We start from the raw sequence: 25,010 nt of genomic DNA, 5'->3' as shown, positions 1-25,010 counted from the left end.
GAGTGGTTAGGCATTCGCTGTTTTTTTGTCCTCGGGACGCTCGAACACGTCCATCAGCGCGCCGTGGATTTTGCGCTGCCGCTGTTTCACGTGAATCTTCTGCCCCGTCAGATCGGTGACATAAAACACGTCCACGGCCTTTTCGCCATAGGTGCCGATATGGGCAGAGCCGATGGTGAGGTTGAGATCGGAGATTTCGCGGGTCAGCGCATAGAGAAGACCGATGCGATCAAGGCCGGACACCTCGATGACGGTGAACTTTTCCGAGATGGCGTTGGAGACGGAAACCTGCGCTGGAAGCGCGAAGGGTTTGAGGCGGCGGTTGTGGCGCGACTCTTTGCCCAAATCAATAAGGACGGTACGCTTGCCCTGCAGCAATTGCTTGACCGTATCGATGATGCGGGTGGCGCGGACCTTTTCGTCTTCGTCCGAGGTAAAGGAACGGCGGAGCCTAAAGGTGTCGATGGCGCGGCCATCGCGGGTCGAGAAAATCTGCGCGCCGATAATGGATGCGTCCTGCATGGTGCAGGCGCCGGCGATGAGCGAGAGGAGGCGCGGGTGGTCGGGCGTATAAAAGCTGACCTCGGTGATGCCCTCGAAGGCCTTGACGCGAATGGAGCCGGCAAAGGGTTGATTGGCCTCGTCGGCCTGGCGGATCATGCGCGCATGCTCGATCTGAAGCTCGGGCTCGGCGCGCAGCCAATAATGATCGTAGTGGCGGGCGGTATAGGTTTCGATCTCGGCCGGTGGCCACTTGGTCAGCGCTTCGCCGAGAACGCGGCGCGCGTCTTCGACGCGATCGGAATGGCTGACCTGGCTGTGGCCGCCCGAGAGCAGGGGTTCGGTGGCGTAATAGAGCGAGCGGAGGAGGGAGCCCTTCCAGCCGGTCCAGGTGCCTGGGCCGACGGCGCGGATATCGCAGGCGGTGAGGATCATCAGGAGCGCAAGGCGCTGGGGCGACTGGACGACGTCGGCGAAAGCCTTGGCGGTTTCGGGGTCTTGGATGTCGCGGGCCTGGGCGATCTCGCTCATCAGGAGGTGATATTCGATGAGCCAGGCGACGGTGTCGGTTTCGGCGGGGTTAAGGCCAAAGCGGGGGCAGAGTTTCTTGGCGATGCGGGCGCCGGCGATGGAATGGTCTTCGGGCCGGCCCTTGGCGATATCGTGGAGGAACAGCGCCACATAGAGGAGGCGCGTGTCGTTGAGCTGGGGCAGCAGCTCGTGGGTCAGCGGCAATTCCTGGCGGAGGCCGCCATTGGCGATATCGGCCATGACACCGACAGAGCGGATCAGATGCTCATCCACCGTATAGTGGTGGTACATGTTGAACTGCATCAGGGCGACGATCTTGCCGAAATCGGGCACGAATTTTCCGAGGACGCCGCTTTCGTTCATCTGACGGAGGATGCGCTCGACATAGAGTGGGCTCGTCAAGATGGTCAGGAAGTGGGCATTGGCCTTGGGGTCGTGTCGCAGCTTGTTGTCGATGAGCCTCAGGCTATCGCGGATGTGCTTGATGGCGTCGGGATGGAAGAGCAGCTCTTCGCGGCCAGCCACCATGAACATGCGAATGAGATTGACCGGGTCCTTTTCGAAGACATCGGCCGCCGTAATATTGAGGCGACCGGTGTCGACGACGAAGTCTGTCTCGCCCTTGATCTTGGACTTGCCCGAGCGGAAGGGCGCGAGAACGCGGCCGACGAGATCCATATCCTTGGCGTGATGGAATTCGAGGCTGGCGCAGATGATGCGGGTGAGATCACCGACATCCTTGGCGACGAGAAAATAGCGCTTCATGAAGCGCTCGACGCTGAGCATGCCGATGCGGCCGGCATAACCCATGCGGCGGGCGAGATCGGGCTGGACGTCGAAGGTCAGCTTTTCCTCAGCGCGGCCGGTGACATAATGGAGGTGACATCGCACCGCCCATAAAAAGTCTTCGGCGCGGGAGAAGAGGCGATATTCGGCGGCGGTGAGCACGCCCTTTTCAACGAGCTCGTGGCTGGTCTTGACCTGGTAAAAATATTTGCCGATCCAGAAGAGCGTATTGAGATCGCGGAGCCCGCCCTTGCCGTCCTTGATATTGGGCTCGACGACATAGCGGGTATTGCCCATGAGCCGGTGGCGTTCATCGCGCTCCGCCATCTTGGCGGCGATGAATTCCGGGCCCGTCTTGGGCATGATCTCGGTTTCGAAGCGTTTGACGAGATTATTGAAAAGGGTCCGATCGCCAGTGAGAAAGCGGGCTTCGAGGGTTGCGGTGCGCACGGTCATATCGGCGCGGGCCATGCGGATGCATTCATCGACCGAGCGGACGGCGTGGCCGACTTTCTGGCCCAAGTCCCAGAGCATATAGAGGATATATTCGGTGACCTGCTCGCCCCAGGGGGTTTGCTTATAGGGGAGGATAAAGAGGAGATCGATATCGGAGCCCGGCGCCAGCGTGCCGCGGCCATAGCCGCCGACGGCGGACAGGGCGATCGCCTCAGCGCCGGACGGATTGTCGACGGGATAAACCCGGGTGGAAGCGAAAAGATAGACCGCGGTGATGATCTCGTCCTGCGCGGAGCACAGATTTTGCGCGCAGCGCGTTCCCTTATTGGTGGCGAGCAGTTCGGCCTCGGCCTGGCTGCGGGCTTCGGCAAGGGTCTGGCGGATATGGGCCAGGACAGCCATGCGGGCGGCCGGGGTCTTGGCCGGTTGATCGCCCACGACGCCATCGAGTTCGGCGAGAATGGTCTCGGCCGTCTTCAGCACGAAGTGGGATTTTCGCGGTTTGGCTTCAGCGTCGACGAGCGTCATCGCGTAATTTCTTTAATTCGTAGAGCGCTTCGATGGCTTGCTTGGGCGTCATATCGTCGGGGCGGACGGCATCGAGGGCTTCGTGAATGGGGTCATTGATCTTTGGTGCCGGGGCTGGCTGATGGGCAAAGAGCGGCAAATCGTCTAGCACGCTGGCTTTGTCCTTGGAAGACGCCGTGCCGACCGAGCGTTGCTCGAGAATATCGAGGACCTGCTTGGCGCGCGCGATGACAGGGTCAGGCAGGCCGGCAAGCCGGGCCACCTGAATACCATAGGAGCGGTCGGCCGCGCCGGGGCCGACTTCGTGGAGAAAGACCACATCGCCTTCCCATTCGCGCACCTTCATCGTGACATTGGCGACGCGGGTGAGGGTTTTGGCAAGGCTGGTCAATTCATGGAAATGGGTCGCAAAGAGCGCGCGGCAGCCGGTGGTTTCATGCAGCGCCTCGACCGAAGCCCAGGCGATGGAAAGGCCATCGAAGGTGGCGGTGCCGCGGCCGATTTCATCGAGGACAACGAGGGAGCGTCTTGTCGCGCGATTGAGGATGGCAGCGGTTTCGACCATTTCGACCATGAAGGTCGAGCGGCCATGGGCGATATCGTCAGAGGCGCCGACGCGGGAAAAGAGGCGATCGACGACGCCGATATGCGCGCTTTCGGCAGGGACGAAGGCGCCGATCTGGGCGAGGATGGCAATCAGCGCGTTCTGGCGAAGGAAGGTCGACTTACCGCCCATATTGGGGCCCGTGACGAGCCAGAGTTTGCCACCACCGACCTCTTCGCTGCCCGAGAGATCGGCGTCATTGGCCACAAAATCCTGGCCTTCTACCCGCACCATTTGTTCCACGACCGGATGGCGCCCGCCGACGATGGCGAAAGCAAGGCCCTCATCGACCTGCGGGCGGCAATAAAACCGCGTAGCGGACACTTCCGCGAGAGCGGCGGAGACGTCTAGCTCGGCCAGGGCGTCGGCGAGAGTTTGGAGAGCGCTTGTCTGTTTAAGCACAGCGTCGCGAAGGCGAGCGAAAATCGCGAGTTCAATATCGAGGGCGGCACCCTGTGCCTTGGCGATTCGGCCTTCTAGCTCAGCCAATTCGGTCGTCGTGAACCGCATGGCGTTGGCGAGGGTCTGGCGATGGATGAAGACCTCGCGGTGCGGCGGCTCCAGCAGCTTTTGACCGTGACCTGCGGGGACCTCGACGAAAAAGCCGAGGACGCCATTGTGTTTGATCTTGAGCGAGCGGACGTCGGTTTCGTCCATGAGCCGGGCTTGCAAAGCGGCGACGACAGCGCGGGTTTCGGAGCCGAGGGCGCGTTCTTCATCAAGCTTGCTGTCATAGGCGGGACGAACAAAGCCGCCATCGCGGGAAAAGAGCGGCAGGTCGTCGTCGAGCGCGATGGCCAATTCGGAGGAAAGGGCGCGGGGTGCGTTGGCGAGCGTTTCCGTCAGTTTGCCGAGAGCGGGCGGCAGGTCGGCTTGATTGGCGAGCGTTGCCGAAAGATCGAGCGCGGCAGCAACGGCCTTGCCCACAGCGGCGAGATCGCGCGGGCCACCGCGTTCAAGCGCGAGGCGGGAGAGGGCGCGGGCCAGATCGGGCGCGGCCTTGAGATCGGTGCGGAGCCGGGCACGAAGAAGCGGATCGTTGACCAGACGCTCGACGGCATCGAGGCGATCATTGATGGCGGCAGCATTGCGCAAGGGGGCGGCGAGACGCGCAGCGAGGAGGCGGGCGCCGGGCGCGGTGACGGTCATGTCGATACTGTTGCGCAGCGAGCCCTTGGCCTGGCCGCGCTGGGTGACGAGAATTTCAAGGCTCGAGCGCGTCGCGGCATCGATGGCCATGACGGCGTCGGTTGCCTGCAGGACCGGAGCGCGAAGAGGAACCGGCCGACCTTTTTGGCTCTCGCCGATATAGGCAACGAGGCTCGCCAGCGCGCCGCGGCTAGCGCGGGAGAGCGAGGAGGGGTCGAAAATCTCGGCGGGGAAGGCGCTGCGGAGAATGCCGGAGGCGGCTTCGCTATTGGCCGCTTCGGGCGGCAGGGTAGTGGCGACGGCAGACCAGGCGGGCGCAAAGAGATGGCGCTCGGTCAAGGCCTGACGAATTGCGTCGGTGAGGAGCAGTTCGGCTGGGGCGATCCGCGCGAGTTCGTCGGCGAGGCGATCGGCCGGGAGATCGGCGACAAAGGTTTCGCCCGTCGAAATATCGGCCCAGGCGAGGGCGAAATCTGTATCGCCATGGCGGACCATGAACAGCGCGGCGAGGTAGTTGGCCGAGCGCGCATCGAGATGGTCGTCGTCGGTCAGAGTGCCGGGGGTTACAAGGCGCACGACGTCGCGTTTGACGACGGATTTGCTGCCGCGCTTCTTGGCTTCGGCGGGGTCTTCGACCTGCTCGCAGATGGCGACGCGATGGCCCAGGCGAATGAGCTTATTGAGATAATCATTGGCGGCGTGGATCGGCACGCCGCACATGCCGATATCCTCGCCGAGGTGCTTGCCGCGCTTGGTCAGCACGATACCCAAGGCGGCGCTGGCGATTTCGGCGTCTTCGAAGAAAAGCTCGTAGAAATCGCCCATCCGGTAGAACAGGAGATAGCCCGGATTGACCGCCTTGATCTCGAAATACTGCGCCATCATCGGCGTCAGCGTCGCCGTGGCGGCGCTGTTTGGGGCCTCGAAGGGAGTGTGGTCCATGAGCTCGGGTCGTTCGGGCAAGGAAGCGGCGAGACTAAGACCTTGTGGTTAAGAAGCCAACTCCTCCCTTTGCGCTTTGCCCGGCTGTTTAAGGTCTTTGGCCATGCGGCATAGTCCGGATCATCGAGGCATCGTCGACCGTCGCCCGATACAGATGCCAGGTCGCGTGGCCAAGAATCGGCAAGATGACGGCAAGACCCACAAAGAGGGTGAGCGCGCCGACAAAAACCGAGATTCCGACAATAAGCCCCCAGGCCAGCATGGGGATAAGATTGTGCATGACGGCGCGGAAGGAGGTTTCCACCGCAACATAGGCGCCGACATCGCGATCGAGCAGCAGCGGGAAGGCGATGACCGAGGTGCAGAGGACTACAAGCGCAAAGGCGGCGCCGACTGCCGTGCCGATGATGGCGAGCGTCATGCCGCCGGGTTCGGCAAAGACTTGATTGAACATGGCGCCAAAGGTTTGGGGCGGTGAGGCGCCGAAGAGGTTTTCGTAAAGTGCCTGGGCGCTGGTGAGCCAGAGGGTGAAAAGGACGAAGAGCATGGCGCCGATGGCGATGATGCTGCCCATGGCGGGCGAATGGATGACGCCGATGGCGTCGCGCCAGGACGGTTCTTCGCCCAATTCGCGGCGACGGGAGATTTCATAGAGCGGCAGCGCAGCGATCGGGCCGATCAACGCAAAGCCGCCGATGAGGGGATAGAGCAAGGGCCAGGTGTGAAAGCCGTTCATCCAGACGGTCAGCACAATGCCGATCAACGGATAGATGAGCGCCAGGAGAAAATAATGGCTGGGCTTAGCCCAGAAATCCGCGGCGCCGCGGCGCAGCGCTTCGGTGAGATCGGCAAGGGTAATGGTTTTGATGACGGGCAGATCCAGCTTGTCGCCGGCGCCGGCCATGACGTGCATTTGGGCCATATCGGGACCTCCTTCCGCAAGGGGAGGCCGCATATCCGGCGTATTGCGCAAACCGGCGCGAGACGCAGAACCTGCGACCGCTAACCTTGTGCAGCCTACGCCCCAGGCGGGAGCTTGTCGCCCCCGCGCGGGAAATCGTGATCAGGCCTTGGCGAGAGCCTGTTCGATATCGGCGATGATGTCGTCGATATGTTCGATGCCGACCGAAATGCGGACGAGGTCCTCGGAGACGCCAGCCTTTTTCAGCTCTTCGGGGGAAAGCTGGCGGTGCGTGGTCGAAGCCGGATGGCAGGCGAGGGATTTGGCGTCGCCGATATTGACGAGGCGCAGGATCATCTGCAGCGCATCGATGAAGCGGCCGCCGGCTTCCTTGCCGCCCTGAATGCCGAAGGACAAAATCCCGGAGCCAGAGCCTTTCGAGATTTTCTTGGCGACGGCGTTATAGGGACTATCGGGCAGGCCGGCATAATTGACCCATTCGACCTTGGGGTGGCTCTTGAGGTATTGCGCGACTTTCAGGGCATTTTCCGAGTGGCGCTCGATGCGGAGGCCAAGGGTTTCAAGACCCTGCAGGATCTGGAAGGCGTTGAAGGGCGAAATGGCGGCGCCGGTATTGCGCAGCGGCACGACGCGGGCGCGGCCGATATAGGCTGCGGGGCCGAGGGCCTCGGTATAGACGACGCCGTGATAGGACGGATCGGGCTCGTTGAGCACCGGGAAGCGGGCGGCATTGGCCTTCCATTCGAATTTGCCGCTATCGACGATGATACCGCCGATCGACGTTCCGTGGCCGCCGATATACTTCGTCAGCGAATGAACGACGATATCGGCGCCGAAATCGAAGGGGCGCGTCAGATACGGCGTTGCGACCGTGTTGTCGACGATGACCGGCACGCCATGGCGATGGGCGATCTCGGCAATCCTCTCGATATCGACGACATTGCCGGCTGGGTTGCCGATGGATTCGAGGAAGACGGCCTTGGTCTTGCCGTCGATCGCCTTTTCAAAGCCTTCATAGTCGTCATGGCTGACGAGACGGGTTTCGATGCCCTGCCGGGGGAAGGTGTGGACGAAAAGATTATAGGTGCCGCCATAGAGCTGGGAGACGGAGACGATATTGTCGCCGACGCCGGCAATGGTCTGGATGGCATAGGTAATCGCCGCCATGCCTGAGGCGAGGGCGAGGCCGGCAATACCGCCTTCAAGCTCGGCGACGCGCGCCTCGAGCACGGCGGTCGTCGGGTTCATGATGCGGGTATAGATATTGCCGGCGACATTGAGATCGAAGAGATCGGCGCCGTGCTGGGTATCATCGAACGTGTAGGACGTCGTCTGATAGATCGGCACGGCAGCTGCCTTGGTGGTGGCCTCCGATTCATAGCCGTGATGGAGGGCGATCGATTCCAGTTTCATGTCTTTGGGCTCCTTGGTCCACGCGGGGGCAAGATTTGGATGGAGCGCGCGAAAAGACAAGCGGCGGCAGAGGCAAGCCGTTCTAGGGAAACGGGAATTTTTGGAAATGTTTGGGTGGTCGCGTGAGTGCTATGGCGGCATAGCAGGTTGTTCCCGCCAGTGATTGCTGCGGGATGCTTGTCAGTGGACGGACCCCGGAGCGGCAGGCACCTCGAAGGTGATTTGAAAGATGAAGCGCATACCGCTCCGGGGTGCCCTCTTTTCGGACAGGATTCACAGCGCCTTTTTGATCGCTCGTCGCAAGGCGGCCAATCCCCGAACGTGCCCTGGAGACGATCCAGCGCCGGACCCTCTCGCTACTGTCGTCTGCAGACCGTCCATGCGAGTTTGGATGGGGGTATTATGGAGGCATAATTTGGGGCGGGGATAAGATGTATAGATTGGCGCCACCGCTTACCCATCCAACCAGTCGTCACCACCGGGCTTGTCCCGGTGGTCCATGCGGAGGTGAGATGGATTGCCGGGACGAGCCCGGCAATGACGATGGAAGGGAGGGGCCTACGCTTACGTCAGCTTCGTTAAGTGCAGGGTCCTAGGGTCAAGCCTCAAGGTAACAACGGTGGGTGGGGGAGCAGTACTAGTTACGCCTTACCCACTAAGCTATCGACCTCATAACGATCGGAGGGGTCGTGTTGAGGCCGGTAGACAAAATAGTCGAAATCGGCGGGGCTCGCCGTGCCGTTGAGATCGTGGGCGGCGACGCCGACGAAGGCGCCGGTGAAGCTGCCATGGGCCTGATGCCCCCCGCATTCGTCCGAGAGGATCGAGGCGTCGAAGACCGGGCCGATAGGCTGCAGGTCCTGGCCTTGGAGAGCATAGAAGAACTGCAGGGCGCGGCCGCGGATGGTCAAGGCGAGCTTGACCTTGCCTGTATTGGGGATCTGCACAGGATCGGCGGGGAAGCGCAGTTTGCCGTCTGGCCAGCTCATCTCCGAAGACATGAGCAGAAGTTCGCGCTGGCCATCGGCGTGAGCGGTGACGGCGAGATAGAAGAAATTGTAGCGCGAATAGTAGGCGGTAAGGCCCGCCATGGTGCGTTCGTCGGTGGCGTGGAAATCGACCACGGTTTCGGCATCATAAGAAAAATGCGTCTGGCGGCGTGCGACGAGGGCGTGTTCGAACCAGGAGCCGATAGATTCACGGCCGAACAAACGCAGCTTGCCGTTTTCCGTCGAGAAAATCCGCTCGGTCTCGGGCGTGCGGAGCCACTGGAAATCCTTGTGGAGGCCGTTTTCGAACGTGTAGCGCTGCTCGGCCCAATATTTTTCTTCGTCGCGCGTGCCGGGCACCTCGACATGGAGCGAAGGCACTGGGCCGTTCTTGACATAGAGCCAGTCGTCGTCGCCCCAATAGGCTTCCTGGATGGAGGTTTCGCGGCCGAGAACGCAGCGGCGTTCCTGGGTGGTCGGGCGGCCGCCGAGATGGACGAGATAGGTTTTGCCGTCCGGGGTCTCGACGAGATCGCCATGACCGGCGCGCTGAATGGCGGCGAGCGGAGCGTCCTTACTGGTGAGGATGTGCTTGTCGGGGTGGGTTTCGTATTCGCCCGTCAGGGTGCGTGAGCGGGCAAAGGTGCAGGCGTGATCATAGGCCGTGCCGCCTTCGGCAGTAAGAAGATAATACCAGCCATTGCGCTTATAGATATGCGGGCCTTCTACCAGTTTGAGGTCGGTGCCCTTGTAGATATTGGTGATGGGGCCGACGAGCTTTTCGGCGACCGGATCGAATTCCTGGATGACAATGCCCGAGAACAAAAGCGGGCGGACGCGATGGTCCCAGGTCATGTTGACGAAGTATTTTTTGCCGTCGTCATCATGGAAGAGAGAGGGGTCGAAGCCTGAGGAATTGGTGTAGATCGGGTCGGACCACGGGCCTTCGATCTTGTCGGCCCAGACGATGTAATTGTGGGCGTCCTTGAACGAGCCGTCCTTACGCTTGACGTCGGTATAGACGAGCCAGAATTTTTCGCCGTCATGCGTGAGACACGGCGCCCAGACGCCGCAGCTATCGGGATCACCGCGCATGTCGAGCTGGGTTTTGCGGTTTAGCGGACGGGTGACGAGTTCCCAATTGGCGAGATCCTTGGAGTGATGGATCTGCACGCCCGGGAACCATTCGAAGGTCGAGGTCGCGATGTAGTAATCGTCGCCAACGCGGAGAATAGAAGGGTCCGGGTTGAAGCCGGGGAGGATCGGATTGGTGATTTGCGGCATGGTGGGCCTCTGTTCTTCTCCCGCTCGGGGAGAAGGTGGCGCGCAGCGCCGGATGAGGGGAAAGTTTAGGCGAGATCAGGGGCGCATTGGCATCCCCCTCACCCATCTCGGGCGAGGCTCGATCCACCCTCTCCCCGAGAGGGAGAGGAATGGCACCGAGCACTCGCCATTCGAGCATAGGTCTCACGGCCTTCTCAGCTTGAAAGGCTCCACTGGAGCCTTTCACTGTCAACGCCGGACGCTTCGATGTCAGACGAACCGGTTGACCAGGCTTTCGAGATATTCCTGGCGGCCGGACTTCGGCTGCGGGTTGATGCCTTCGGCCTGAACCTTGGCCGCGATATCCGCGAGGCTCAGCTTGCCGCCGAGGATTTCCTGGCCGATGCCGGACTTCCAGCCGGCATATCGGTCGTCGAGCATCTTGTCGAATTCACCGTCTTCGATGAGCGCGACAGCGCCCTTGAGGCCGCGGGCGAGCGTATCGAGGCCGAGGATGTGACCGTGCAGCAGATCGGCCGGATCGAGCGACTGGCGGCGGACCTTGGCGTCAAAATTGAAGCCGCCCTTGCCGAGGCCGCCCTGCTTGAGGATGTAGTAGAAAGCCAGCGCCATTTCGCCGGGAACGTTGGGGAAATGGTCGGTGTCCCAGCCGGACTGCAGGTCGTTGCGGTTAGCGTCGACCGAGCCGAGCATGCCGAGCGAAGAGGCGACGGCGAGCTCGTGCTCGAAGGAGTGACCGGCGAGGAAGGCATGGCCGACCTCGATATTGCACTTCACCTTCTTTTCGAGACCATACTTCTGCAAGAAGCCGTAAACGGTCGCAACGTCGTAGTCGTACTGGTGCTTGCTCGGTTCTTGCGGCTTGGGCTCGATCAGGATCTGGCCCTTGAAGCCGATCTTTTCGGCATGCTCGATCACGAGCGTCAGGAAGCGGGCCATCTGGTCCTGTTCCTGGCCGATCTTGGTGTTGAGGAGCGTTTCATAACCTTCGCGGCCGCCCCAGAGCACATAGTTTTCGCCGCCCAGTTCATGGGTCAACTCGAGCACGGTTTTCACCTGGCCGGCGGCATAGGCGAAGACGGCGGGATCGGGATTGGTCGCGGCGCCTGCCATATAGCGGCGGTTGGAAAAGAGATTGGCCGTGCCCCAGAGCAGCTTCTTGCCTGTTTCCTGCATCTTGGCGGCAATGATGTCGCCGATGACGCGGAGGTTCTTGTTGCTCTCGTCGAGCGTGGCGCCTTCAGGGGCCACGTCTACGTCGTGGAAGGCGAAGAAGGGCACGTCGATCAGGTTGAAGAATTCGAAGGCGACTTCGGCCTTGAGCTTGGCGCCTTCAAGACCCTTGTCGAACCAGGGACGATCGAAGGTACGGCCGCCAAACGGATCGCCGCCTTCCTGGGCGAAAGTATGCCAATAGGCGATGGCGGGGCGGATATGGTCTTCCATCCGCTTGCCGGCGATCACTTCGTCCTTGTTGTAGTGGCGATAGGCCAGAGCGTTCTTGCTCTGCGGGCCTTCAAACTTGACCTGGTTCAGGCCCTTGAAAAAATCACTCACGAACGTGCCTCCTCGATGGCGGGGTAGAGTGCGCGATAGCGCGCATATTGATCGGAATAGGCGGCCGACAGGTTTTTGTCGGGCGCGATGGTGGTCTTGATCGGCGGCATGGTCATGACATCGGCAGGGTTGGCGCCGGTTGCCGCGCAAAGGCCGAGACGGGCCGCGCCGAGCGCGCCGCCAAAATCGCCATCCTCGGGGAGGGCGATTTCCATGTCGAGATTGGTGGCCAGCATTTTGAGCCACAGCGCCGACTTGGAGCCACCGCCGACGGCCAGCAGGCGGTCGATCTTGGTGCCAGCATCAGCCAAGACGCGCTGGCAATCGCGCATGGCAAAGGTGACGCCTTCCATGACGGCTTGCGCCATCTGGGCTGTGTCGGTCGATTGGGAAAGACCAGTGAAAGAGCCACGGGCGCCGGCATTGTTGTGCGGCGTGCGCTCGCCTGAAAGATAGGGCAGGAAGATCGCTTCGCCCGGGCCCTTGAACTGGGCTTCGGCTTCGCCGGCGAGTTCGGCTTGCTTCTTGCCGGTGATGCGGCTCAGCCAATTCAGCGAATCGGTCGCCGAGAGAATGACGCCCATCTGGTGCCAGGTGTCTGGGATGGCGTGGCAGAAGGCATGAACGGCGCCTTCGGTATTGGGACTGAACTTTTCGTTGGAGACGAAAAGCACGCCGGAAGTGCCGAGCGAGACAAAGCCCTCGCCGGGACGAATAGCGCCGATGCCGCAGGCGGCAGCAGCATTGTCGCCAGCGCCACCGGCAACGATGACGGCGCCGGACATGCCCCAGCGGGCGGCAAGGTCGGATTTGAGCTGGGCGGAAGGCGCGGAGCCTTCGACAAGACGCGGCATGTGATCGCGGGTGAGGCCGGTGACGGCCAAGAGATCATCGGACCAGTCGCGTTTTTGGACGTCGAGCCAGAGCGTGCCGGCGGCATCCGACATGTCCTCGACATAGTCGCCGGTCAGCAAAAGGCGAACATAGGCCTTTGGCAGCAGGACCTTCTCGATTTTGTCGAAGACGGCTGGCTCGTGCTTGCGGACCCAGGCGATTTTTGGCGCCGTAAAGCCGGGCATGGCGATATTGCCGGCGAGCTGGCGGAGGCTTGGGAGCGCAGCTTCCATCTCGAGGCATTCGGCGGCCGAGCGGCCATCGTTCCAGAGAATGGCGGGGCGCAAAATTTCGTCGTTTTTGCCAAGCAGCGTCGCGCCATGCATGTGGCCAGAAAGGCCGATGCCGGTGACGGCGGCGAGTTCGATCGGATGCGAGAGCTTGAGCTTGTCAATGGCTGCGAGAGTCGCGGTCCACCAATCGGTCGGGTTCTGCTCGGACCAGCCGGGATGGGGGCGCACGGGCTCGACGGCGGAAGCCGAGGCTTCGCCGAGCGATTTGCCATTGCCGTCAATCAGCAAGGCTTTCACACCGGACGTGCCGATATCAATACCAAGAAAAGTCATGAGGCACGTACCTCAATTCTGAGTTCGCAAATCAACGGATCGTCCTCCCGCCCGGTTTTCGGGCCCGCCCTCTTTTGAATGGCGGTGTTCTTACCTGAGATTGTCGCGCAGGAAAATGCCAATTTCAATGGGGTCTGTGGCGATATGACGGCCAGCCCCCAATGCGAGCGCACGCGCGGCCGTGATGGCTTCGCGAATTTCTCCATCGGGGTTTTGGTCGAGAACCACGTCGATGGCGCCGGACATCAGGCCCGCACGTGTAGGAGCGCTGAGTTCATGTGCGATGACTCGCGGGGATGTTTTATTACCAACAGCCTCGAGGGCCGCAACAAGGCCCATATTACCGGCACCGAGATTGTAGATACCGCAGAGATCAGGATAATCGGAGAGAAGCTTAGCCACCAAAGCTTGGGTTTCGGCGCGTTCGTCATGGCCTTCAAGCGGGCCGACGAGGTGAAGGGCGGGAAAGTCGCGAACCAAAACCTCGCGAAATCCGTCGAGCCGATCGAGATGGTCGCGAAGGTGGAGCGAGCCTGCGATAACGGCGACCTTGCCGCCTTGAGGCAAAAAGCGACCGAGGAGTGAGGCAGCGGTGCGGCCCGCAGCAACATTATCGACGCCGATGAAATGCTTGCGGGCAGAGCCGGGCAGATCCGAGACCAACGTCATGACTGCAATACCGCGGCGGGTGGCGGAATCGACGGCGGCGAGGATTTCGGGCTCTTCGCTGGTGACGATGACAGCGCAGTCGCAATCTCTCGGGTCGAGCGCATCGAGGCCTGCGGCGAGCGATCCAGCATCGAGGGCGCGGATGCGTCGGGTGCTGAGATGCATGCGATCGGAAAGGGCCAGCATGCTGCGGCGCGCGACGGCCTCTGCGAGGCTATCCATGAATTCATTGGAGCCATCGGGGATGAAGAAAACGACCTTCAAATCCCGGGCGCGCGCCATGAGCGAGGCATTGAGATCGCGGGAGAAGCCGAGGCGGACGATGGCCTCTTCCACCTTTTCGGCTGTGGCGGCGCGCACGCCTGAGCGGCCATTAAGGACGCGATCTACCGTTGCAAGGGACACGCCCGCAGCCTTGGCGACGTCATGAACCGTTGCTCTGCGCCGCGTCGCCTCCTCGTTCACATTGTCCCCGCATTCTTGATTTTGCTTTAGGGACCACAGTTCGCGGGGCAGCCGAAAAGGTCAAGTGCGGCGTTGCCGCAAGGAACCGAAAAGGCTAAACCTCCGCGCCAAAAGACTTTGAGGGGATATGCCATGGGCATCGACGTTTCGACATTCGGCGAACATCAGGGCCAGCGCGTCGACCAGTTCAAGCTGGTCAGCGATACCGGTGTGACTGTCGAAATTATCGGTTATGGCGTGGCCGTGCGCGATTGGCGCGTGCCTGTCGCCGGTGGTGAGCGCGGCGTCGTCCTGGGGTTTGAAACGCTCGAGCATTATGTCGAGCACAGCCCGCATTTTGGTGCCTTGGCCGGTCGCGTCGCAAACCGCATCAAGGGCGCGAACTTTGAGATCGACGGCGTCACCTACAAGCTGCCGCCCAATGCCGGCGACTTGCAGCTTCATGGCGGAGCCGAGGGTCTCGGACGCCAGGTCTGGACGGGCCAAGTCGACAATGCCAACAATGCCGTGCGCTTCACCCATTTTTCGCCTGATGGCGCCATGGGTTATCCGGGCAATGTCAATTTCTCGGCGACTTACAGCCTTCGCGGCAATACTCTTCATCTGGAGCTGGCGGCGACGACCGATCGCGCCACGCCGATCAGTTTGGTACAGCACCAGTATTTCAATCTCGGCACGGCCGACACTGTTCTCGACCACACGATCCAGATCAATTCGAGCGCCTATACCGAACTGGGCGACGATCTTGCGCCGACCGGGGCCATTCTGCCATCTAAGGGCACGATCTATGATCTGCGCCAGCCGCGCACAATGCGCGATGCCAATGGCGCGCCGGTCGATTATGACATGGGCCTTGTGCTCGACACGGGCCGCAAGCATGCCGACCCAATCGCGACTGTGGTGTCGCCCGACAAGGATCTGACCCTCAAGATCTGGTCTGATCGCCCGGGTGTTCAGGTCTATAATGGCGTTTGGACCGACATTACGGTACCGGGGCTTGGCGGCAAGACCTATCAGAAACATGCCGGCTTCTGCCTTGAAGATCAGTGCTTTGCCGATGCCGTGCACAATCCGCATTTCCCCAATGTCATCCACTCACCCGAGCGGCCCTATAGCCATTGGTGCGATATCGAGATCGCTTGATTTTTGGGGCTGTTAGCAGCGTGAGCCGAACCCGATGAGGTCGCCCTTGGGCGGCCTTTTCTTTTGCCGCTAGTGGATTTCTACGCCAGAATCTGCCATCCCGTTCCTTCTCTGTTCACGAGGGCGTCATGGACAAGACCGAGCGACTATTTGCCATCATGGATGCGCTGCGGCGGCATCGGCGGCCGGTGACGGCAGCGGCCTTGGCCGAGGAACAGGGCGTTTCCGTCCGCACGCTTTATCGCGATATCCAGACACTAATCGGGCTTGGGGCACCGATCGATGGCGAGGCAGGGATTGGCTATATGCTCAAACCTGGCTTCTTCCTGCCGCCGCTGATGTTTTCGGCCGAAGAGCTTGAGGCGCTGGTGCTGGGCGCGCGTTGGGTCGGGACACAGCCCGACGATGGCTTGAGCGCTGCCGCACAAAACGCGCTCGCCAAGATCGCCACCGCATCGCCGGAAGATTTGCGCGATCGGATCAGCGACACCGCGCTTTGGCCAATGGCGCAATGGGGCGGACGCAAGCCTATTCCCGTGCTGGGAGAGATCCGCCTCGCCATGCGACAGGAGCGGGCGGTGACCATCGACTATCAGGACGAGCAAGGGCGGGCGACGTCGCGCACGCTTTGGCCGGTGGGTCTCGCTTTTTACGAGGGTAAGCAGACCATTGCCGCCTGGTGTCTATTGCGGCAGAATTTCCGCAATTTTCGCACCGACCGCATCATCAATCTGGTCGTGACCGATGAGCGCTATGGCAAGCGCCGCACCGTGCTCGAACGCGAATGGCGCGACAGCTGGGTAAATGATCGCCGCAATGACGACACGTAACGCTTTGGATTCACGTGAAACACGGCAGCCGTAAAGGCAAGTCGCTGCGAGCTAGAAAATAGACTGGCGCAGCGGGAGTTTTATCGGCGTGGGAAAGCCTGTTGTACGGTCGGTCCAGAAACGATCGCGGAGCATTTCCGGAAAGACATGGCCCTTGGGGAGGTCATGCTGCCCGAACCAACCGGCTTCGCTAATGCTCTCGCCCAAGGCGGGATTGGCGGTGATATCGATCTCACCGGAAATGAAGCGCGCGAGAAACCAGAATTTCACCACCCGGCCCCAGCCATCGACCAACTCGTCGATATAAGCAAGATTTTGCGCCATGACGCGGAGGCCGGTTTCTTCGAAAGCCTCGCGTTCTGCGGCTTGCCAGAGTTCTTCGCTGCCTTCGACGCCGCCCCCGGGACCAGCCCAGAAATCATGCTTGCCAGCGCGATAGTGACGAACGAGGAGAATTTTGTCGTCGCGCATGGCCAGAACGCCGGCCGAAATGCGATGGCGCATAAAAATCTCCTCAAACTCTGCTTCACGTGAATCACTGACCCACCAATACAGCATGAAGCGTCGCGGGTAGTGCTTCGAGTTTGATTTCGCCAAGGGCAAGTCCAGCGAGCAGCGCAAGATGGACGAAACCGATCATGAGTGTCGCAAACATAAAGCGCGTTTTGCGCGTCTTGTGCCGGAAAATTGCCTGGCCCAGGAGGCCGCCAATGATGCCAAAGGCAAGATCGAGACCATGCAAAGTGGCTTCGCTGACCCGCCAGGCTTGCGCTTCCGCCGCGCGCTTATCCAGCCAATAGATACAAAATGTCAGCACGCCGCCGGCGGCGTAGGGCAGGAGCAGGAAGCCGGCATGTGGATCATGCCAGATGAGGTAGGCCAAGAGACCTAAGAGACTCAGCGCGAGGATGAGCTGCCAATCGAGCTCGCGCCTGGTTTGGCTCCGGCGCGCTTGCGGCGTAATCGGATTGGCACCTGCAATGGTGACAGAGCGTGCCTCAAGCTGTTGTTTCTCGCCCTTGCGCGCAGCGAAATAGACCACGTCGCCGACGCGCGGGCGTGTCGCGATCCTCATGATGGATGAGATGTGGACGAAATAGCGCTGCCCATCGTCGCCCGCGATGAAGCCGAAGCCACGCGCATCATTCCAGTGAACCAGTTCACCGCGGAGATTGCTCACGCAGCACCAAAATTGAGACGATAGCTTAGGGCTTCCGCGATGTGCGGACGCGCGACTTTTTCAGCATTGGCCAGATCAGCCAAGGTGCGGGCAACCTTGAGAACACGATGATAGGCGCGCGCGGAGAGATTGTAGCGCTCGGCCGCCATGAGCAGCAGCGTTTGACTATCACGGTCGGGCTTGACAAGTTTTTCGATCAGCGTTGAACTGGCGGCCGCATTGGTCAGCACATCTGGCGCACCGGCCGCCTCATACCGCTCGCGCTGACGCACGCGGGCCATGACTACGCGCTGGGCAACGATAGACGATGGCTCGGCGGTGGGCGCAGAGCCGATCATGTCCGTCGCGGAGACGGCTGGAACATCGATGCGAATGTCGATGCGATCAAGAAATGGTCCGGAAATGCGCGACTGATAATCGGCGGCGCAGGCGTCGCCGCGCTTGCAAGTGTGGCCAGGCGTGCCGGCCATGCCGCATTTGCAGGGGTTCATGGCGGCGATGAGCTGGAAGCGGCTCGGGTAAGTGACGCGGGCATTGGCACGGGCAATGACCATTTCACCGCTTTCGAGCGGTTGGCGGAGACTATCGAGGACACTGGGCGCGAATTCGGGCAGCTCATCGAGAAACAGGACGCCGTTGTGGGCAAGGCTCGCTTCCCCCGGCCGCACTTTTAGGCCACCGCCAACCAGCGCGGCCATCGAAGCTGAATGATGCGGGGCGCGGAACGGGCGTCTATCCGACAGGGCGCCACCCGCCAGTTCGCCAGCGATCGACTGGATCATCGAGATATCGAGCAATTCGCGCGGCTCAAGCGGCGGCAGAATCGAGGGCAATCGCGCCGCCAGCATAGATTTGCCGGCGCCGGGCGGACCGACCAAAAGAAGATTATGACCACCGGCTGCCGCAACTTCGAGCGCCCGCCGCGCCACGGCCTGGCCGCGGACATCGGCCAGATCAGGCATTGTGCCGGCATCGATCAGGCGCTGCACCGGACGCGGCCGAGCCTGCAATTGCCGGCCGACGAGATGATTGGCAAGGGAGAGAAGACTATCGGCCGCGACGATATCGATGTCGTCATTGGCCCAGGCTGCCTCGGGGCCAGATGCCGTTGGGCAGATAATGCCCAATCCCCGGGCCGTGGCGGCTATGGCAGCAGGAAGAACGCCGCCAACATGAGCCAGACGGCCATCAAGGCCGAGTTCACCAAGCACCAGATAGCGATCGAGCGCATCCTGCGGGATCGCGCCGATGGCAGCCATCAGGCCCAGAGCGATGGGGAGATCATAGTGGCTCCCTTCCTTGGGCAGATCGGCTGGGGCGAGATTGACCGTGATGCGTTTGGGCGGCAGGCCGAGGCCAGAAGCGACAAGCGCTGCGCGAACGCGCTCACTTGATTCCTTTACCGCCTTATCGGGCAGGCCAACCATCAGAAACTTGGAAAGACCAGGCGCGATCTGCACCTGGACATCGACCGGCACCGCCTCGATGCCGTTAAAGGCGACTGTGGCAACACGCGTAACCATGAACAAGGCCCCCACCTCAAGCAACGCTAACAGAAGAACCGCATCAGTCAAGAACGGAGAGCGAACAGAAGATGGCTCGTTAACCATGTTCACTGCCACATTGGTTACCCTAAACGTCCATTAACCCCGACATGTTGAATCAAAGGCTCTGATTGTCTTTCTAAGTCGAGTGTGTTGATGGCCCGCACCTTTCGTTTGCCCGCCTCTGTTTCCGCTCTGTTGCGCCATGCTGTGATGGGCCTGACAGTGGCAGCACTGGCAGCATGCGCGACCGGCGGCGGGCTTTATGGCGCCATTCCGGGAGATAATCGGCCCCATGCCGGTGTCGATCGCGCCCGCGGCATGCCGGTGCAAGGCATCGACGTCGCGCGCTATCAGGAAAATATCGATTTCGACCGGGCACGCGCGGGCGGCACCCACTTCGTATTCATGAAGGCGACGGAAGGGAAGGACTATGTCGATCCCAATTTCCGCACCAATTGGGAGCGGGCGCGCAATGCCGGCATGCCGCGCGGCGCCTATCACTTCATGACCTGGTGTTCACCGGCGTCAGAGCAGGCCAATTGGTTCGTGCAGAACGTGCCGGCCGATCCAAGCGCCCTGCCACCCGTGCTCGACCTCGAATGGAACAATCATTCAAGCTGCACGGTAAAGCCGAGCAAGGCCGATGCGCTCGAAAAAATCCGGCTCATGCTCGATGTGATGGAGCGCCATACCGGCAAGCTGCCGATCATCTATACCGACATGAACTTCCACCGCGATATCCTCGCCGGTGAATATTTTCCGAACACGTTTTGGCTGCGCTCGACCGCTGCCGAGCCGCATGAGCGCTACGAAAACCGCACCTGGACTTTCTGGCAATATACCCAGACGGGCGTTGTGCCTGGGGTCAAGGGCGAGGTCGACCGGAATGTGTTTTACGGCTCGACCAATGACTGGTTGATGTTCCTGTCCACAGGTTGCGATCCACGCGCCATCTCGGCATTGGCGCCAACCGGCCGCTGCCAGTTCGTCAAGTAGCGGCGCCGAGGAGGCCCGAGGCCTTGATGCCGTCGAAGACGAACTGCACAGCGAGAGCCGCAAGCAGAATGCCGACGACGCGGGAGACCACGGAAAGACCGGTGAGTCCCAGGAGGCGCTGGATTGGAATAGCGACGAGCAGGGTGAGCCAGGCCAGCGCCAGGATGACGATGATTGCGGCGATGACGAGCCAGAATTCGGCCTGAGATTCGGCGCCAGTCGTCAGCAGAATGACGGCGCTGATAGCGCCGGGGCCGGCCAGAAGCGGCATGGCGAGCGGGAACACCGAAATATCGTGGGCCTGACGGGCTTCAACCTCTTCCTCGTCGGTCGTGCCTGTGCCGCCCGAATGGCGCGCGAAAACCATGTCGATGGCGATGAGGAGTAGGAGGACGCCGCCCGCGGTGCGAAGCGCCGGAATGGTGATGCCGAAGACATCAAGGATCAGATTGCCGAGGAAGGCGAAGAACAACAGGATCAACAGCGCGATGACGACGCCACGGGTTGCAAAGGTGCGGCGTTGCGCGGGCGTATTGTCCTTCGTCAGCGCGGCGAAGATGAAGGCGATATCGGCAACGCCGACAGTCGCGAACAGCGTCGCAAAGGCGACGAGAAAAGCCGAAGTATCCATGGATCGCCCCGCAAACCCCAAACCTTAGCACTAGGGGATTTGGCGGGGGAGGCCAAGAGGGCTAGGCGGCGAGCCAACTCATGGGCAGGTCAAGTGCCTCGGCAATACGTGCGGCCTCATCTCGAGAAAACAGGCGATCGCCGGCTTCGATTTGAGTGAGGACCATGCCGTCAATTCCAGTAGCAACCGCAAGATCAGTGACGTCTAAGCCACGCCATTTTCGGAATGCGCAGAGACGGCTCTCTCCGGCAAGAATTTCGGCGCTGACTGAAGCGGGAAGGATATCTTCCGACCGGAGAGCGGCGCGCGCGGCAGCAAAAGCTGCTGCGTCGGCCCCATCTTCAAAAGCATCGTCACGATCAGCCAGAAGTGCCTCATACTCTGCCCGAGACATGAGCACCATTTCCTCGCCAGTGGGCGTAGTAATAATCTGGACACCCATCAGAGCCTCCTATCGATAGGTGGTCGTTTCTCGCTTGCCGATCTGGACCGCCAAAATTGTCAGGCGGTCTTCGTCGAAAAGCACACGGTACCGGCCAATTCGAAGGCGAAAGCCCGATTGACCCTGCAGAGCCTTAATATCACCTCTGCCTGTCATGGCGTAAAGATCAAGCCCGTGGGAAATCTGCTCGCGCGCGAACAAAGGCAGCGCATCCAGTTCTTTTGCCGCCTGCGCAGTCAGAATGATGGTTTTCATCGTGACCTCCTGATCGCAGACGACACTAAAGAGGAATGGTTGTTGGCCCTTACACCATGCGACGCTTTTCGATCGCGTCCCAGATCATCACGGCGATGTCGGGGCCACCAAAACGTTTGATTTCGCGGATGCCGGTGGGGGAGGTGACGTTGATTTCGGTGAGGTAGTCGCCGATGACGTCGATGCCGACGAAAATCATGTCGCGCTCTTTGAGCGCCGGGGCGATGGCGGCGCAGATTTCTTTTTCGCGCTCGGTCAGGGGCGACAGTTCGGGGCGGCCGCCGACATGCATGTTGGAGCGCGCTTCGCCATCGGCGGGGATGCGGTTGAGGCCAGCGACCGGCTCGCCATCAATGATAATGATGCGCTTGTCGCCCTTGCGGACGTCGGGCAGGTATTTTTGGATCATGAAGGGTTCGGGATAGTTGATCTCAAACAGTTCGATGAGCGACGCCAGGTTATGGTCGCCCTCCTGGAGGAAGAAGACGCCGGCGCCGCCATTGCCGTAGAGCGGCTTGACGATGATGTTGCCATGCTCCTTGCGGAAGGCGTGGATTTCGGCGCGATCGCGCGTCACCAGCGTTGGCGGCATCAGTTCGGGGAAATCCGTCACCAGGATTTTTTCCGGCGCATTGCGCACCGCGGCGGGCGGATTGACCACGAGCGTCTTGGGATGCAGCCGCTCAAGGATATGACTGATGGTGATGTAGTTCATGTTGAACGGCGGATCCTGGCGCATCAGGATCACGTCCTGAGTTGCGAGATCCAAGCGCTTGGCTTCGCCGAGGGTAAAATGCTGGCCCTTTTCGGCGTCGGTCACCGTGATCGGCTGGACGAGAGCGGTGACGACGTTGTCGCGAAGCGACAGGGTGTCAGCCGTATAATGCAGCAATTCATGGCCGCGGGCCTGGGCCTCAAGCATCATGGCGAAGGTGGAATCGCCGCGTGGATTGATGGTGGAGACGTGGTCCATCTGGACGGCGACTTTGAGCATTTTTATCTCTTTGATTTGCGGGACCACACAAGAACCGTGGTCAACCGTCAGCATCGAACGCGTTGATGAGATGGCGCGGCCAGCGGCCGTTCGCAAGGAAAATTACATCGAAGCGGTAGGTCTTTTCAGCCTCGCGGGGGTGGCGAGAAAGCCAATGCTCAGCGGCGCGGACGATGCGCGATGTGTTCACCGCCTCTAACGCGTCAGCTTCCAGAGTATGGTTCGCGCGGGTTTTCACCTCGACGAATGCGATGGTGCCACGGCGCTCGACGACCAGATCGATTTCTCCGACCGGAGTTTTGTAGCGGCGGTGACGGATGCGGTAGAGTTTTAGTTGCAGGAAAAGCGCGGCTAGAGCTTCGCCGCGCTGGCCATCGCGTTCGGCGATTTGCCTTTTAGTGCTGGGCCTTGAGCGCGAGGGCGGCATCGTAAACCTCCTTGCGTTTGAGACCGTAGCGGGCAGCAATTTCATCAACGGCCGATCGCATAGGCTGGTCGGCCATGGCGGCCAAGAGGTCGGCCTGCCAGTCCTCTGCAGCAGGCGCGCTGGGTTCGGCGGCGCCAGCGACGACGATGACGGCTTCACCCTTGGTTTGTTCGCCGCCGAACTTTTCGACGAGCTCCCCTAGTGATCCGCGAAAGGTGCGCTCGAAACGCTTGGTTAGTTCGAGCGACACCGAGGCCTGGCGGTCGCCGAAGACTTCGGCCATGGCGGCGAGGGTGTCGTCCAAGCGGCGAGGGCTTTCGTAGAAAACCAGTGTTTCACGTGAATCCACATAGCTTTTCAAGGCGTTAGCGCGGGCGCCGGATTTTGGGGGCAGGAAACCGTGGAAGGCGAAGGCGTCGGTGGGGAGGCCGGCGACGACAAGCGAAGATAAAAGTGCGGAGGCGCCGGGAATGGGGAAGACGGGGAGATTGGCTTCGGCCAGGGCGCGGATGAGGGGGAAGCCGGGGTCGGACAGGAGGGGGGTGCCGGCGTCGGAAATCAGGGCGATGGCCTGACCGCCGGCGATGCGTGAGACGATTTCCTCGGCGCGAGCACGCTCGTTATGTTCATGTAATGCCTGGCGTTTTCCGCGAATGCCGTAGTGATCGAGGAGTTTTGCCGAGGTGCGGGTGTCTTCGCAAAGGACCAGATCAGCGGCCGCGAGGGTTTCCAAAGCGCGGATGGTGATGTCGCGGAGATTGCCGATGGGGGTCGAGACGACATAGAGGCCGGGGGCGAGCGGCGTGGCGGCGAAGGCATTGCCGGCAATGATATATTCGGCTGGTCGATCCATTATGCTCGCGGCTCCCCGGGGTTGAGACTTGCTTAACGAAATGGGGCGAGTTTGTTAACACTTGGGGAGCGTTTCGAGCATCATTCATGCGTTGGCGTTACGATTGGTGCAATTGGGGTCGCGGCGCGCTGGCTTTTGCGCTCGGCGCGCTTTTGACATCCTGTTCGCCGGGGACGTTTCAGATCGGGTCGCGGACGATCGGCTGGGGCAATCCGCCCTCCAATGTCGCAACGACGCCGAGCATGCGGGGGCCCATCCAGCAGATGCCGCAATCGGGCGGTGAGACTTTTGGGCGCGGCCCGGTCAGGGTTGCGCTGCTCTTGCCGCTCTCGGGTGACCCGTCGCTGGCGGAGCTCGGTAACTCTCTGGCCAATGCGTCCAAACTGGCCATGGCGTTTATCGAAGCCAATCCCAACATTGCCGAGAATACGACCATCACCTTGCGCGATACGGGCGACAGCGCGGCGGAGGCGGCGGCGGCGGCCAATGCGGCGGTGCAGGGTGGAGCGAAACTGATCCTTGGGCCACTCAAGGGCGATCAGGTGGCGGCGGCGGGCGGTGTCGCGCGCTCGGCGGGCGTGCCGCTGATCGGCTTTGCCAATAATCCAGCGCTGGCCGGGCAGGGGGTTTATCTTCTCTCCGTGCTGCCTGATGCCGAGATGAAGCGCGGCCTTACCTATGTCATGGCGCAGGGCAGGCGCGGCATCGCGGGCGCGTTCCCTGCGACGCCTTACGGCGAAGCACTCGCCACCGCGTTTCGGCAGCAGGCGGTTGCTGCAGGGTTCAATGCGCCGGCGGTTTACACTTTTTCGGCAGCGAGCGAAGCGGCGCAGATCGTGGCACAGGCCAAGCAGCAGATCGGTCGTGGCATGATCGACACGCTGTTTCTGCCCGAACGGACGAGCGCACCGGCCTTTGCGACAGCGCTCGCGAGCGCCGGTGTGACCGGGGATGCGGTGCAGATCGTTGGCTCGGCGGATTGGGCAGGCGACCCGACTATTCTTGCGACGCCGGGATTGGTGGGAGCGATTTATCCGGCGGTCGACGAAGCAGGATTTACGGCCATTTCTGGCGAGTATCAGAATCGATTTGGGACAAGGCCGCATCCAATGGCGACGATTGTCTATACGGCGACAATCCTTGCCAATGTGAACACGCTCTCTATGGCGACGCCGCCCTATAATCCGGGGCTTCTTACCAGCGCATCCGGGTTCAATGGGCGGGATGGGCAATTCCGGTTCTTGGCCAATGGGCGGGCGGAATATGCGCTGGTGGTGAAGAAGATTGGGGGCGGTGGGGCAATGACAGTGGATGGGGCGAAGTTTTAGCATCCCCTCATCCGGCGCTGCGCGCCACCTTCTCCCCGAGAGGGAGAAGAATGGTCCGGTGCTCGCCTCTTATTCCTCTCCCACTTGGGGAGAGGGTGGATCGGCCGCAGGCCGAGACGGGTGAGGGG

21 protein-coding genes are annotated in these 25,010 nt (G+C 61.2%); 4 read left to right on the top strand and 17 right to left on the bottom strand.

Features of this window, described 5'->3' with window-relative positions:
* Window positions 1-6: 6 nt before the first annotated feature.
* The 8 genes from DevBK_RS13965 to DevBK_RS13930 all read right to left on the bottom strand — a co-directional run bounded on the left by DevBK_RS13965 (window position 7) and on the right by DevBK_RS13930 (window position 14,256).
* A complete protein-coding gene (locus tag DevBK_RS13965; RefSeq protein WP_317185893.1) occupies window positions 7-2,802 on the bottom strand; it encodes a [protein-PII] uridylyltransferase in 2,796 nt (931 codons plus the stop codon).
* The gene (gene mutS, locus DevBK_RS13960) at window positions 2,783-5,497 is read right to left on the bottom strand and encodes a DNA mismatch repair protein MutS (protein WP_317185892.1); all 2,715 of its coding nucleotides are present in this window, start codon (window positions 5,495-5,497) and stop codon (window positions 2,783-2,785) included. The genes DevBK_RS13965 and mutS overlap by 20 nt, the downstream gene beginning before the upstream one ends.
* A gap of 88 nt (window positions 5,498-5,585) precedes the next feature.
* Window positions 5,586-6,419 carry a DUF2189 domain-containing protein gene (locus DevBK_RS13955; RefSeq protein WP_317185891.1) on the bottom strand — a complete coding sequence of 278 codons (834 nt, stop codon included), beginning with the start codon at window positions 6,417-6,419 and terminating at the stop codon, window positions 5,586-5,588.
* 141 nt (window positions 6,420-6,560) lie between these two features.
* Entirely contained in the window at window positions 6,561-7,832 is a 1,272-nt protein-coding gene (locus DevBK_RS13950) for an O-acetylhomoserine aminocarboxypropyltransferase/cysteine synthase family protein (protein WP_317185890.1), read from the bottom strand.
* 641 nt (window positions 7,833-8,473) lie between these two features.
* A complete protein-coding gene (locus tag DevBK_RS13945; RefSeq protein ID WP_317185889.1) occupies window positions 8,474-10,105 on the bottom strand; it encodes a glycoside hydrolase family 43 protein in 1,632 nt (543 codons plus the stop codon).
* A gap of 249 nt (window positions 10,106-10,354) precedes the next feature.
* Window positions 10,355-11,662 (bottom strand): xylose isomerase, encoded by a 1,308-nt coding sequence (gene xylA / locus DevBK_RS13940; protein WP_317185888.1) that lies wholly within the window; start codon window positions 11,660-11,662, stop codon window positions 10,355-10,357.
* Window positions 11,659-13,122, bottom strand: a complete 1,464-nt coding sequence (gene xylB, locus DevBK_RS13935; protein ID WP_317185887.1) for a xylulokinase — start codon at window positions 13,120-13,122, stop codon at window positions 11,659-11,661. Before xylB ends, xylA begins: the two co-directional genes overlap by 4 nt.
* Window positions 13,123-13,212: 90 nt before the next feature.
* Entirely contained in the window at window positions 13,213-14,256 is a 1,044-nt protein-coding gene (locus tag DevBK_RS13930; RefSeq protein WP_317185886.1) for a LacI family DNA-binding transcriptional regulator, read from the bottom strand.
* Between the two features lie 132 nt (window positions 14,257-14,388).
* Between DevBK_RS13930 and DevBK_RS13925 the strand changes: the two genes are divergently transcribed.
* Window positions 14,389-15,399: an aldose epimerase family protein gene (locus DevBK_RS13925; RefSeq protein ID WP_317185885.1), complete on the top strand. Its 1,011-nt coding sequence runs from the start codon at window positions 14,389-14,391 to the stop codon at window positions 15,397-15,399.
* Between the two features lie 128 nt (window positions 15,400-15,527).
* On the top strand, window positions 15,528-16,229 hold the full coding sequence (locus tag DevBK_RS13920) for a YafY family protein (protein ID WP_317185884.1): 702 nt from the start codon (window positions 15,528-15,530) through the stop codon (window positions 16,227-16,229).
* 51 nt (window positions 16,230-16,280) lie between these two features.
* On the opposite strand, the gene DevBK_RS13915 is transcribed toward DevBK_RS13920, so the two are convergent.
* From DevBK_RS13915 to DevBK_RS13905, 3 genes are read right to left on the bottom strand one after another with little or no spacing between them, the layout of a single operon-like run.
* Window positions 16,281-16,733: an NUDIX domain-containing protein gene (locus DevBK_RS13915; protein WP_061908530.1), complete on the bottom strand. Its 453-nt coding sequence runs from the start codon at window positions 16,731-16,733 to the stop codon at window positions 16,281-16,283.
* Between the two features lie 31 nt (window positions 16,734-16,764).
* The gene (locus DevBK_RS13910) at window positions 16,765-17,409 is read right to left on the bottom strand and encodes a DUF1294 domain-containing protein (protein ID WP_317185883.1); all 645 of its coding nucleotides are present in this window, start codon (window positions 17,407-17,409) and stop codon (window positions 16,765-16,767) included.
* Entirely contained in the window at window positions 17,406-18,932 is a 1,527-nt protein-coding gene (locus DevBK_RS13905) for a YifB family Mg chelatase-like AAA ATPase (protein ID WP_317185882.1), read from the bottom strand. Before DevBK_RS13905 ends, DevBK_RS13910 begins: the two co-directional genes overlap by 4 nt.
* A 177-nt stretch (window positions 18,933-19,109) precedes the next feature.
* Here DevBK_RS13905 and DevBK_RS13900 point away from each other — a divergent pair, with 177 nt between their 5' ends.
* The gene (locus DevBK_RS13900; RefSeq protein ID WP_317185881.1) at window positions 19,110-19,952 is read left to right on the top strand and encodes a GH25 family lysozyme; all 843 of its coding nucleotides are present in this window, start codon (window positions 19,110-19,112) and stop codon (window positions 19,950-19,952) included.
* Here the strand turns inward: DevBK_RS13900 and DevBK_RS13895 are convergent.
* From DevBK_RS13895 to rsmI, 6 genes are all read right to left on the bottom strand, one after another.
* Complete coding sequence (locus DevBK_RS13895; protein WP_062630521.1) at window positions 19,945-20,583, bottom strand: MarC family protein; 639 nt, start codon at window positions 20,581-20,583, stop codon at window positions 19,945-19,947. The two genes, DevBK_RS13900 and DevBK_RS13895, sit on opposite strands and share 8 nt — an antisense overlap.
* 61 nt (window positions 20,584-20,644) lie before the next feature.
* Window positions 20,645-21,025, bottom strand: coding sequence for a helix-turn-helix domain-containing protein (locus DevBK_RS13890; RefSeq protein WP_062630522.1), 381 nt, complete (start codon window positions 21,023-21,025; stop codon window positions 20,645-20,647).
* A 9-nt stretch (window positions 21,026-21,034) separates the two neighbouring features.
* Complete coding sequence (locus DevBK_RS13885; RefSeq protein ID WP_061908525.1) at window positions 21,035-21,280, bottom strand: type II toxin-antitoxin system RelE family toxin; 246 nt, start codon at window positions 21,278-21,280, stop codon at window positions 21,035-21,037.
* A gap of 49 nt (window positions 21,281-21,329) precedes the next feature.
* Window positions 21,330-22,274, bottom strand: a complete 945-nt coding sequence (gene gshB / locus DevBK_RS13880) for a glutathione synthase (protein WP_061908524.1) — start codon at window positions 22,272-22,274, stop codon at window positions 21,330-21,332.
* A 40-nt stretch (window positions 22,275-22,314) separates the two neighbouring features.
* Entirely contained in the window at window positions 22,315-22,701 is a 387-nt protein-coding gene (locus DevBK_RS13875) for a YraN family protein (RefSeq protein WP_317185880.1), read from the bottom strand.
* A complete protein-coding gene (gene rsmI, locus DevBK_RS13870) occupies window positions 22,670-23,554 on the bottom strand; it encodes a 16S rRNA (cytidine(1402)-2'-O)-methyltransferase (protein WP_317185879.1) in 885 nt (294 codons plus the stop codon). The genes DevBK_RS13875 and rsmI overlap by 32 nt, the downstream gene beginning before the upstream one ends.
* Before the next feature lie 86 nt (window positions 23,555-23,640).
* Here rsmI and DevBK_RS13865 point away from each other — a divergent pair, with 86 nt between their 5' ends.
* Window positions 23,641-24,882, top strand: a complete 1,242-nt coding sequence (locus DevBK_RS13865; protein WP_317185878.1) for a penicillin-binding protein activator — start codon at window positions 23,641-23,643, stop codon at window positions 24,880-24,882.
* Window positions 24,883-25,010 lie beyond the last annotated feature (128 nt).

This window comes from Devosia sp. BK (assembly GCF_032907385.1).
GTDB lineage: Bacteria > Pseudomonadota > Alphaproteobacteria > Rhizobiales > Devosiaceae > Devosia.
This window is presented reverse-complemented; position numbering and strand designations above follow the sequence as displayed.